Below are 11774 nucleotides of genomic sequence, written 5' to 3' on the forward strand. Positions count from 1 at the left end.
TGAAGGAAATATAGTTATAAATTTCTTTCTTAATATAATTATAGGATCAATGCTAAGCATAGACCATTTTCTAGAGCGTAAAGATATAGAAAAAAATTGAACATTATGATCGAACGCGAGGCGCTACTTTACAGAGTAATTCATAAGCGATGGTATCTGCTTTTTTGGCAACGGTTTCAACAGGTATATGACTACCCCATAATTCGACCCGATCAGCGACCTTAACATGAGGACAAGAGGTCAAATCAATCGTTAGCATATCCATCGAAACACGCCCTACTACAGGAACAATGCAACCGTTAATCCAAACCTGACCATTTTTGATGTGTCTTGGATACCCATCTCCATAGCCGGCAGGAACAACGCCAATAATAGACGGTTGTTCGCTTTGCCAGGAAGCGCCATATCCAACGGGAGAAAATGGTGGGTAATAATGAATAGCGCTAATTGCTGAACTAAAATGCATAACTGGTAACAGCCCTATATCCAAACCTGTTTTATCAACAAACGGCGATACGCCATAGAGCATAATTCCAGGTCTCACGGCATCAGCATGACTTTCTGGCAACGATAAAATAGCAGCAGAATTGGCAAAACTACGAATATAATGGGCTTTAGGAAGTTGAAGATGATTAAATCGTTTTATCTGTGTAAAGTTTGTTGGATTGTCAACCTCATCGGCGCAGGCAAAATGCGACATTAATCCTATATCAGGATGAACCCAGGAACACGTGCGCAACGACTGTATAATGCCGTTGACTTCATTCGGCTCAAACCCTAAACGATGCATGCCAGTATCCACTTTGACCCAAACCTTCAGCGGAGCAGTTAAAGAACTATTCATCAGCCATTCCAGTTGATGGCGTTGATGAATCACAATTTGAATGTTGCTTAATAACGCAGGCTGTAATTCATCGGGGCTAAAAATACCTTGAAAAAGAATACAATCTTTACGACTTCCTAATGCTCGAATGGCTAATGCTTCTTCTAAGGATGCGACGCCAAAAGCATCAACACCCGATTCAAGCGTAGGAATCACAGAGGCAATACCACATCCATAGGCGTTCGCCTTAACCATAGCAATGATCTTGGAATGGGGAGCATGAGCTTTAACTTGCCCAAGATTATGAATCAAGGCTGTTTGGTCAATTTGGATTCGAGTGGGCCTCGTCACGTTAATCTACCCCTTGATAACCCGTGTAAGCCAAATCCTCAAAACGTGTGTATTTGCCAAGAAATGCGACCCGTACCTTACCAATAGGCCCATTTCTTTGTTTTGCGATAATAATTTCAGCGGTGCCTTTATCTGGGCTATCTTCGTTATAAACTTCATCCCGATAAATAAAGCAAATTAAATCCGCATCTTGCTCAATCGCTCCCGATTCACGAAGATCAGACATAATAGGCCGCTTATCGTGACGTTGTTCCAAGCTTCGATTTAACTGGGATAAGGCAATAACAGGAACGTCTAATTCCTTGGCTAAGGATTTTAAACTTCGAGAAATTTCTGAAATTTCTCCGGTACGATTATCCGCTTTAAACCCTGGCACTTTCATCAGCTGAAGATAATCCACCACAATCAACCCTAATTGCCCATGTTCTTTGGTTAATCTTCGAGCGCGTGCGCGCATTTCAGCAGGACTTAATCCTGGCGTGTCATCAATAAATAAAGGCGCTTCAGAAAGCATATGCACGGAAGAAGTGACTCTTGGCCAGTCATCATCATCTAATTTTCCGGTGCGGATACGGTGTTGATCAATTCGGCCGAGAGAAGACATCATCCGCATCGCTAAAGAATCCGCTGGCATTTCCATTGAAAACACCAACACCGGCTTTTGTGCTTTTATGGCAGCATGTTCGGCCATATTCATCACAAGCGTTGTTTTACCCATTGAGGGGCGCCCTGCTACAATAATTAAATCAGACTTTTGTAACCCTGAGGTCATTTCATCTAAGTCTTGCAAACCGGTAGGAAGTCCAGTGATGGTCTCTTCGCTATGATAAAGCTCATCAATGCGTTCAACCGCACGGACTAAAATGGATTTAATCGCTTCTGGACCACCTTCGCTTGCGGTTTGCTCGGCAATGGCAAACACCTTCGTTTCTGCAAAATCCAACAACTCAGCCACTTCTCGACCAAGAGGATTATAAGCAGAATCGGCGATATCATTAGCGACATTAATGAGCTGACGTTGTACAGACTTTTCGCGAACAATATCTGCATAAGCAGAAATGTTAGCCACACTAGGCGTGTTATTGGCTAACTCAAAAAGATACGCTTCCCCTCCGGCTTGATCCAGCAAGTCAAGGTTTTTCAAAGTATCTAGAAGCGTGACCACATCAAAGGGTTGAGTCTTACTGGCCAAATCACTAATGGCACGAAATAAAATTCGATGTTCGGTTCGGTAAAAATCGGTCTCACATAACTTAGCGCTGATCTTATCCCAGGATTGATTGTCTAACATTACGCCGCCAATGATAGATTGCTCGGCTTCAATTGAATGCGGTGGGCGCTTTAAAGGATCAGCAGATTGTTTACGCGTTTTTAGCTCGACCATGGGCTTTTTATAACAAAATTTAAAGATTCTATTGTATCGGTGTTTGTATCAAAAGCAATGAAAACATGACTACAAGGCAAAATCATGACATGTACAATTTATACATCCTATGTATCACTCAAACTCAGATTGGATATTTCAAATCTCGTGCCTCAGATTGATACACAAATAGATTCCCGCTGCGCGAGAATGACATAAAATGAACAATCACTTGCGCTATTAATTATACTTAATGGTATGATCTTGATCTTCATGTTTTGCTTGAAAAATACACACCCAGAAGGATTTGTAGTATGATAAAAACAAGCGTAGCTTCGCTGCGAGTGGTCCAGATGCGTTGGAATCAGTGATATCCACTTGGTCGGGATGAACAGGAGTTGCTTAATCTGCTAGATAAATCGGGAGAAAACCATTAAAAGAATACAAATGAACCAAAACTGTGCTGAGGTTATGCTTATTAAAGCCACTCAATTAGTTATGAGCGTACGTTTACAGTTTCAATATGAACAAGACATTCAAGATAGTCAAATCGATATTAGCTCTGCTTTTCTATTTAGCCCAGATGAACAAAAGCAATTATGGCACAGTGGGAATGAGAAAGAAAAATTAGAACATGATCTCAAGAAACTTGATAAAAATAACGTTTACTTGTTACGTACAGGGACCAATGGTGGCGCTGGACATTGGCAAACGCTCTATTTTGATAAGACGAGACACGGATGGATCAATTATTCCACCGAAGTTAATAATTATCAATTAACAGAAAACGATCGTTTATCGGAACGTGGAACAGGCTTACTTTCACCGTTCGCTAAATGGGGTGCTGATCATGGTCAATACGCTTTTTTATTGGTTGAAGCGTCTCCGCAAAACTTAATCAAAGCTGCTAACTATCTCTATGATTATAGAACACTTGGCCAAGACCAAGCCGAAGAAAAATCATGGGAGCGTCAAGAGAATTTTTATGCGGCTCTTAAAGCAGAAGAGGACGCTTGCGATGTCGGTGAAGCGTTGTTTGCTCAGATAAATCCCTATAAGCAACCATTTGATGAGTTATTAAATGAACTCAAAATCAAAACAGATGAGCTTATCGAGAAAGGAGGGAAAACCAACCCTCACCATGGTAGGTATAAACAGGCTAAATTGGCCGCCGAACAATTAATTACGACACTGGAAGATGCGAGGGAGCAATTTTTCAATCATGAGATAACCCAGAATACGTTTGATGCGTTCAAAAATAATTGTAATAATGCTATCCAGAACGCTGGCGAAGAGTTTCAGAAACATCGTGGCTGGCACGCCGTCAATCCAATATTAAAAGGATTGTTAGGCGTTCTTGCTGCACTAACCATCATCCCGGCCTTGGTGGCACATAGCACAGCAAAACATGGATACGCAGGCACTTTCTTTAATACACCAAAAACCGATTCGGCGGGTAAGTTACAATCATTCCAAGATAATTTGGAAGATAAAGTGTTGAGTAACCTTGACCCCTCAAAAAATAATCAATAAGACGTAGGTTGGGGCACGGCCCAACCCAATGGAATTTCATTCTCTATTTTCTTTTCTATACTTTAACATTACAAGATAGGTGACGTGATTTGTTGATTGCACATACAGTGATTTGCCTATAACATGCCCATCTTGTTTTGTTTATTGGTGTTTTCGAGGTTTTGAATGTTGTATAGAGTTAAAAATTCCGTTTGCGTTAGCGAAGAGATCTTGGATGCAGCTCATCACATTGAATCGTTAGTGTCTGTTGAGCCAGACAGCAAAGCGTCGGTGTTAGCTCGTTTACAAAAGGCCATGGCTCCTATGCCACTGTCTTGCTGTATAGCGGTTTGCACTTATGCTGTATTTAGTCACTTTTATGAGCAAGATGCCCAGCAGGAGCGCTGCTTTCTAGACGCATTTCATAATCTTCAAATGAATAAGCTTCGGCACCAAAGTCATTATTATGATAGAAAACCAATAGAAGCCTTAGAAAAAGCCAAACTAAAACAAAGTCGTTTCATGAGCCATACCTTTTTTGACTTAAGCAAAGCGGCTTCAGAAAAAGAGATATTAAAAGCCGAAATTACAAGGCTTGAACAAGAAATATCGGAATCAGCGCCAAACACTTTATCTCATTTTCTCTTCATCGCTGATGTGGTTGTCCATCTTGAAGAGCAAAATCTTTTACTAAGCGAGCAGACAGTACGCATTAAAGCAGATCTGCTACAGCATCCGATTGAATGGATAAAAAGGCTTCTTCCTGCTATGCTGCAACTCTCCACACTGGCTTACAGCAAAGAAGAAACTGCTGAGTCATCCTATAAAGCAGTTATTGAAGCTATCCTAAGTGGTGTTAATATTTGTCTTTCTCCTCAAACAACAGCACTTCAAGACCTACAACAGACGTTATTGGACAAATACCTTGAAAAACACATGGATAAGCCTACCGACGAATCAGCTTCTCCTGCTATGGCTGGAAGGGGTTTGAAGTGAGAACTATAAAGCTCATGCGGTTGTTTGAGTATTTAAACCCATCGTCAGCATCTCATGGATTAAGTATCTGAATCGACTTCGTAGCACATGGAGGCAATATTGTTTGCTTACCCCTAACAGAAATATGATGTAATCGGTTCAGCTTAAGCTGAACCCTGACCGTTACTTACGCACCCAGACTTGGGTTCTTCCTAACATAGACATGCCAACATAGCCGCGCACATATAATTTATTTCCTTTAACGGTAATTTTGGCGTTATAAATTTTGCCGGATTTAGGGTCTAAAATTTTACCGCCGGTCCAAGTGTTCTCATTTTTTTTCTCTAATCCCCAGAGAAATTGCAACCCTTTGATTGGCTTATCTTTGAATTGACCAGGACATTTGATGCATTTACCAGTATCCCCAACTTGTTTATGCACTTTAACAATACTGCCGGTTAATGTCCCACCTGATTCAGACAATCTAACCACTGAACGTGGTTTACCGGTTTTGTCATCGATGGTTGTCCATAATCCCTCAACTGCTTCTGCAAACGCTAGAGGAAAATACAAGATAGCCAGAATAGCAATTAACCATTTTCGCCCAACTCTCATCTTAGCTCTCCAAAAATTGATAGAAACCGTAGAGAAGAATAGGTTAACTATTAGAGATTTGCAATGCGTCTATCTAAAACCATTCTTAAGATAAGGGGGCAAAAAGAGCTTCGAGTTCATGCTCACTAAAGCTCAGACTACCGGTTGCTTTATTGGATAAAATTCCTTCAACCAGTTGCCGCTTATTGTCCTGCATCTTTAAAATGGCTTCTTCGACGGTGCCTGCCGTAATTAACTTGTATACAAATACCGGGTTTTCCTGACCAATACGATGACTCCGATCCGTGGCCTGGTCTTCAACGGCTGGATTCCACCAGGGATCATAATGAATCACGGTATCTGCCTGAGTTAAGTTCAATCCAGTCCCACCCGCTTTTAAACTAATCAAAAAGATAGGCGCCTTTCCTTCTTGAAATTGGTTTACTATTTCCGTGCGATTTTTCGACTGGCCGGTAAGTTTTAAATAATCATATTGTTTGGCCTCAAGTTCTTGTTCAATTAATTTCAGCATGGAGGTAAATTGCGAAAAAATTAAAACACGCCGACCTTCATCCATTAAATTTTCCAGTATCGTTAATAAAGCATCCATCTTGGCGGAGTGCCCATAAGCCATCTTTGCATCAACCATTGTTAAAAGCCTGGGATCGCAGCAAACCTGTCTTAATTTTAATAACGCATCCAACAAAATAATCTGGCTTCGACCAATACCTTGCGCAGCAATCGCATCTCTGACTTTTTTCTCCATTAACAGACGAATCGCTTCATAGAGATCCCGCTGAGGTCCGGCTAATTCAATGGTGTAGGTGGTTTCAGTTTTTGGAGGCAATTCTTTTGCGACTAAACTTTTTGTACGTCGTAACAAAAAGGGCTGAAGTCTTAGTCCCAATAGTTTTTGACGCTCAAGGGAGCCCTCTTTTTCAATAGGATTTTTAAATTGATGACGAAACTGCCGCGGAGTACCTAGTAGTCCAGGCATTAGAAAATTAAATAAGGACCACAACTCACCTAAATGGTTCTCTAAGGGAGTCCCTGTCAAGCACAACCGATGCTGTGCTTTGAGTTGCTGAATGATTTGAGTGGTTTTTGTGCGCGCATTTTTGATAAATTGCGCCTCATCTAAAATTAGGTAATAAAACGTATACTTTAAAAATCGTGTTTTGTCTCGTTGAATTAATCCATAAGTAGAAATCACAACATCATAATGGTTAAACTCGTCTTCATGGCGAGACGAGCCATGAAAGACTAACACTCGTAAATCAGGTGTAAATCGCTTAGCTTCTTCGTACCAATTTCCAACTAGGCTTGTCGGAGCAATGATTAAGCAAGCTTGATCCAGACGCCCTTGTTCTTTTTCTAATTGTAGTAGCCCCAATGTTTGGATGGTCTTCCCAAGCCCCATATCGTCCGCTAAAACACCACCAAATTGATTCTCACGAAGACATGAAAGCCAGCTTAAACCTTGCTTTTGATAGGGACGAAGTTCTGCTGTTAAGCCCGCTGGAACAGGAACTTCTGGAATATATTTTAAATTAGATAATTGTAAAAGAGATTGTCGTAAAGCTTGTGTTCCCATCCAACGCGATGTGCTTGCAGCAAGCGCCTGCTCTGCTTCAATCATTAATAAAAGTTGGTGTGATTTAAGCTTTAATAATTCTTGTGCAGATTCTACTCGATAATGTAACAGTAATTGTAAGAGTGGTTTTATTCTTCCTAAGCTCATTTTTAAGCTTTTGCCCTGGCTCAACGGCAATTTAATCTCCATATTGTCTGAGAGATTTTCTAATGTTTTAGCATCCCAGCGGCTTATTAAATCCACTACTATCGGAACGATATTGATCTGCTTGCCATCAATCAAAATGCCGAGTTGGTAGGAAAAAAAATCTTGGGCAGACGAGCCAAGGCTAGAAAACCACTCAAAGTCATCTGCTTCAAGAACTTTCTCTTTTGCATAATACAGTGGGGCGGAAAGAACCTCTTGGGGTTTGGCATTGAATTCTTTGGCTTGAAGGGCAAGAATTGCAGCGGCGGCATGCACGCAATTGTTTCGTGTATTACAACTACAATCGGCAGGAATTTTAGGCCAATGTTTTAAGTCGATATGAACATTATAAATATGGTTTGAGGAATCTTTGACGCGAGCTTTAATCAACCCATCGCTCAAACGAACATTCAGTACATAACCATGAGCCTGGTACTCATGACTTTGATTTAAGACAATTGGAGAAAATACTTCCTCCATCCGTGATATAGCGGTCTTCAACATGTTATAACGAACTCAGGATTTGACCAAACGAACAATGGTAGCAAATTTTTACTCATTTTTCAGTAAATGCATGCCATAAAAACGTGCCCTAGTTCTTAAGTTTGGGATATAATACTTTTTTTTAAATCTCTACTATAAACATAGCCTATGCACGACCATTTAAACGTATTAATGGCCCAAATAAATCCTACTGTTGGCGGCATTAAAGAAAATACGGATAAAATAATTCACTGCATTGATCAACATCAGGCTAAGCATGATCTTATTGTATTTCCGGAACTCGCTATAACCGGTTATCCTCCTGAGGATCTATTACTACGCGACGAGTTATATGAACGCGTAGATGACGCATTGGAGCAGATTCGAAATCACACCCATCAAGCGTTCGTTATTGTTGGCCATCCTTCAAAAGAGGGTGGGCATTATTATAATTCAGCGACCATTTTTCATAACCAGACGTTAGTAAAGCGCTACCATAAACAACTATTGCCTAATTATGGCGTATTTGATGAAAAGCGCTATTTTTCCCCGGGAAAACCAGAAGTTTGCCACTTCACTCTAAAACATCATCGCATTGCACTTTGCATTTGCGAGGATCTTTGGGAAACAGAACCCGTTGAACGCATTATTGCTTCTGATTGTGATCTTCTGGTTTGCATTAATGCATCGCCTTTTGATTATAAAAAACACGATCGTCGTAAAGCCTTAGTCCAAAACTATGCACGACAAGGTCTTGTTGTTATTTATGTAAATCAAGTTGGCGGCCAGGATGAACTGGTATTTGATGGGCAATCGTTTGTTATGAATCAAAACGGGGAGATCAAAGCGCGTGCTCCTGTCTTTAAAGAAGATTACTCCACAATAACCATTCAAGGGAAAGAGATTAAGGGAGCAATCTCACCTTCCCTTTCAGAGGAATCATTAATTTATGAAGCCTTGGTTTGCGGACTTAGAGATTACATCCAGAAAAATAATTTTCCTGGCGTTATTCTTGGTTTGTCAGGGGGGATTGACTCCGCTCTGACGCTTGCCATTGCTGTTGATAGCTTAGGTAAAGAACGCGTTCATGCGGTTACGATGCCATCGAGATATACTGCTTCCATGAGTTCTGAAGATGCCTTAAAACAATTAAATATACTGGGAGTTTCATACACCTCCCTTCCCATCGAAAGTACGTTTAATGTCATATTAGATACTTTAGCCCCTTCTTTTCAGGGATTAAAAAGAGACGCAACCGAAGAAAATATCCAAGCAAGAATTCGTGGGCTGTTTCTGATGGCTTTATCGAATAAAACAGGTAATATGGTCTTAACCACAAGCAACAAAAGCGAAACAGCCGTTGGATATTCAACTATTTATGGCGATATGGTTGGAGGACTAGCGTTACTAAAGGACGTTTATAAAACTCAAATTTATAAGCTGGCCCGATACCGCAATAATCTCTCGCCTGTCATTCCTGAACGTGTTTTGGTTAGACCCCCAAGCGCTGAGTTATCTGAAAATCAAACGGACCAGGACTTTCTTCCAGAATACCCTATTCTTGATGGGATTATTGAGCTTTACATGGAACAAAATAAGAGTGTCGAAGAGATTATAGCGAAAGGATATAAGCCCGATGAAGTGGAACGACTTATAACGTTGATCAAAAGAAATGAATATAAACGTCGTCAGTCAGCTCCTGGGATAAAAGTAAGTACACGTTCTTTTGACCGTGATTGGAGATATCCGATCACAAATCACTTCTAGGCTTGCAAAAAAAAGCCAAATCGATAACATTGACGTAATAAAATATAATAACAAGGAGTGTCATGCGAATCGCCTTAATTCCAGCGGCTATTATAGCGAGTACTGCTGCCTATGCCGCAACACCAATTGACGGTTTATATTCCAGCGTATTTGGTGGCTATACTTATTTACCAAACAACATCAGCATCACTAGACAAGGATTAACCCGAACCGACTCTGACTATCAAAGTGGCTTTAATGCCGGCGGGAGCATTGGATATAAAAGCAACCCGTTACGTTATGAGGGCCAGCTGACCTATTTATCAGCAAACTTAAATAAATTTAGAATAAACGGTATTCAGCAAACTGGGGTAACAGGGTATTCCAATGCGATCTTAGGCATGGCAAACGTTTATTATGATATCCCTCCCATTCTTGAACCCATTCAACCCTTCCTGGGTGTTGGTCTCGGCTATGCTTGGGTTCATGCCAAACTAGGAAGCACAGGTCCAGGAGTGACTACCTCTTATGAAGGTTCTAATAGTGTTTTTGCTTACCAGGCATTAGCAGGATTAACTTATAATTTTGCTGAAAATTATGCTTTAAATCTTGGCTATCGGTATATTGGAACAGAACGCGCGGATGATCTTGGAAAAGTCTTTCAAGCTCACTCGGCTTATCTAGAAGTGGTCTATCGTTTTAATGAAGTTTTGTATAAGTAAAGGATTTCAAGATATGAAGCAGTATGGTTTGATCAGCGCAGTCGCATTATCTCTCGGTTTATCCACAACGTATGCTGCAAATCCAATGAATGGCTTATATGGTGGCATTATCTTAGGCGGGAGTTATGCACCTAAAGGAACGATTAATTTCAATGCTCCCTTAACCCCCAATACCACTTCTTGCTCTAGCAGCGCTTCGTGTGCTCCGGCCAGCGGCACCTTAGCCTACAGTGGTTATGGGAACATTGGTGGTCAAATCGGAGGGCGTTATAATCACTTCCGCGTAGAGTTGGAACCCGTGGTCAACTATAACCCTTACCAAAAAATAACCATAGGCACCACAACATTCACCAGCCCGAAGTCTAGTACAGCATTGCGCTTGGAAGGCAGCACAACCACTATCGCTTTAATGATAAATGCATTTTATGACTTCTACACCGCACACAGTCAATCTGATTTTGTTCCTTATCTTGGCGCAGGTATAGGCTATGCCAATGTTGATAATAGCATGAGATTTTACTGCAATAATGTCACCATCCCCTGCACAAAAATATCGGAAAGTACTCACTCGGCGGTGGTGCAAGGAATTGTAGGGGCGGCTTATTTTATGGATGATTTTACCTGGTTTGGACTAGATTATCGTTATATTACGACTCAAAAGGTAAATGTCATGACCTCGAGAGTTGAAGTTCACACCATAAATTTATCCTTTAACGGCATGTTTTACTGTGCTTGAGAAGGAGCACCTTATGCGCTATAAAATCTTACCGTCAATTCTTTCCGCAGATATGATGCACTTGGCTGATGAGGTCAAGGCAGTAATTAAAGCTGGTGCGGATATGATTCATTTTGATGTCATGGATAATCATTATGTTCCTAATCTGACCTTTGGTCCAATCATTTGTAAACAGATGCGGCGGTTGTTTAATAAAATTCCCATTGATGTTCATCTCATGGCCTCCCCGGTCGATGCGCTAATTGAGCAATTTGCTGAGGCTGGAGCAACACGAATTAGCATTCATCCAGAGGCAACCATTCATCTCGATCGAAGTTTGCAAAGAATTAAGGAATTAGGGTGTGAAGCTGGATTAGTGCTAAACCCAGCAACCTCTACGGATTGGTTAACCTGGTGTATCCATCGACTCGATTTTGTTTTAGTCATGACGGTTAATCCTGGTTTTGGAGGTCAAACCCTGATATCAGAAGTCATTGATAAACTAAAAACAATTCATCGTGCCTACCCTGATTTGCCTATTTGTGTCGATGGGGGAGTTTCTAAAGAAAATATTGCACGACTTGCTCTCGCCGGCGCTAGTCAATTTGTGGCAGGCTCTGCTATATTTAACACAAACGATTATACAAACACCATTCAAGAATTGCGTGAACCATTGGGTGGTGTTTAGAACCCAGAGCACTCCCTCAAAT

Annotated in this window: 9 protein-coding genes and 2 pseudogenes; 6 read left to right on the forward strand and 5 right to left on the reverse strand. The window is 40.9% G+C overall.

Annotation, left to right across the window (positions count from 1 at the left end; all coding sequences use genetic code 11):
* Positions 1 to 103: 103 nt before the first annotated feature.
* Both alr and dnaB read right to left on the reverse strand, forming a co-directional pair.
* Positions 104 to 1174 (reverse strand): alanine racemase, encoded by a 1071-nt coding sequence (gene alr, locus E1O47_RS04585; RefSeq protein WP_133130091.1) that lies wholly within the window; start codon positions 1172 to 1174, stop codon positions 104 to 106.
* A 1-nt stretch (position 1175) separates the two neighbouring features.
* Entirely contained in the window at positions 1176 to 2558 is a 1383-nt protein-coding gene (gene dnaB / locus E1O47_RS04590; protein ID WP_133130092.1) for a replicative DNA helicase, read from the reverse strand.
* Positions 2559 to 2984: 426 nt separating this feature from the next.
* Between dnaB and E1O47_RS04595 the strand changes: the two genes are divergently transcribed.
* Positions 2985 to 4070, forward strand: coding sequence for a hypothetical protein (locus E1O47_RS04595; RefSeq protein ID WP_133130093.1), 1086 nt, complete (start codon positions 2985 to 2987; stop codon positions 4068 to 4070).
* 165 nt (positions 4071 to 4235) lie between these two features.
* Positions 4236 to 5045 carry a hypothetical protein gene (locus E1O47_RS04600; protein WP_133130094.1) on the forward strand — a complete coding sequence of 270 codons (810 nt, stop codon included), beginning with the start codon at positions 4236 to 4238 and terminating at the stop codon, positions 5043 to 5045.
* Positions 5046 to 5207: 162 nt separating this feature from the next.
* Here the strand turns inward: E1O47_RS04600 and E1O47_RS04605 are convergent, their stop codons facing one another.
* The 3 genes and pseudogenes from E1O47_RS04605 to E1O47_RS12625 all read right to left on the reverse strand — a co-directional run.
* Positions 5208 to 5639 (reverse strand): DUF2147 domain-containing protein, encoded by a 432-nt coding sequence (locus tag E1O47_RS04605; RefSeq protein ID WP_133130095.1) that lies wholly within the window; start codon positions 5637 to 5639, stop codon positions 5208 to 5210.
* Positions 5640 to 5724: 85 nt separating this feature from the next.
* Positions 5725 to 7605 (reverse strand): annotated as a pseudogene (locus tag E1O47_RS04610) (DEAD/DEAH box helicase); the annotation flags it as partial.
* Between the two features lie 51 nt (positions 7606 to 7656).
* Positions 7657 to 7902: pseudogene (locus E1O47_RS12625) on the reverse strand (SWIM zinc finger family protein); the annotation flags it as partial.
* Positions 7903 to 8049: 147 nt separating this feature from the next.
* On the opposite strand from E1O47_RS12625, the gene E1O47_RS04615 reads away from it, so the two are divergent.
* The 4 genes from E1O47_RS04615 to rpe all read left to right on the forward strand — a co-directional run bounded on the left by E1O47_RS04615 (position 8050) and on the right by rpe (position 11752).
* Positions 8050 to 9648, forward strand: coding sequence for an NAD+ synthase (locus E1O47_RS04615; RefSeq protein WP_133130097.1), 1599 nt, complete (start codon positions 8050 to 8052; stop codon positions 9646 to 9648).
* Between the two features lie 62 nt (positions 9649 to 9710).
* A complete protein-coding gene (locus E1O47_RS04620; protein WP_133130098.1) occupies positions 9711 to 10349 on the forward strand; it encodes an outer membrane protein in 639 nt (212 codons plus the stop codon).
* 13 nt (positions 10350 to 10362) lie between these two features.
* Entirely contained in the window at positions 10363 to 11085 is a 723-nt protein-coding gene (locus E1O47_RS04625; protein WP_165475038.1) for an outer membrane protein, read from the forward strand.
* Positions 11086 to 11098: 13 nt separating this feature from the next.
* Complete coding sequence (gene rpe / locus E1O47_RS04630; protein WP_133130100.1) at positions 11099 to 11752, forward strand: ribulose-phosphate 3-epimerase; 654 nt, start codon at positions 11099 to 11101, stop codon at positions 11750 to 11752.
* Positions 11753 to 11774: the final 22 nt, after the last annotated feature.

Source organism: Legionella yabuuchiae, assembly GCF_900640115.1.
In the GTDB taxonomy this organism is placed as follows: domain Bacteria; phylum Pseudomonadota; class Gammaproteobacteria; order Legionellales; family Legionellaceae; genus Legionella_A; species Legionella_A yabuuchiae.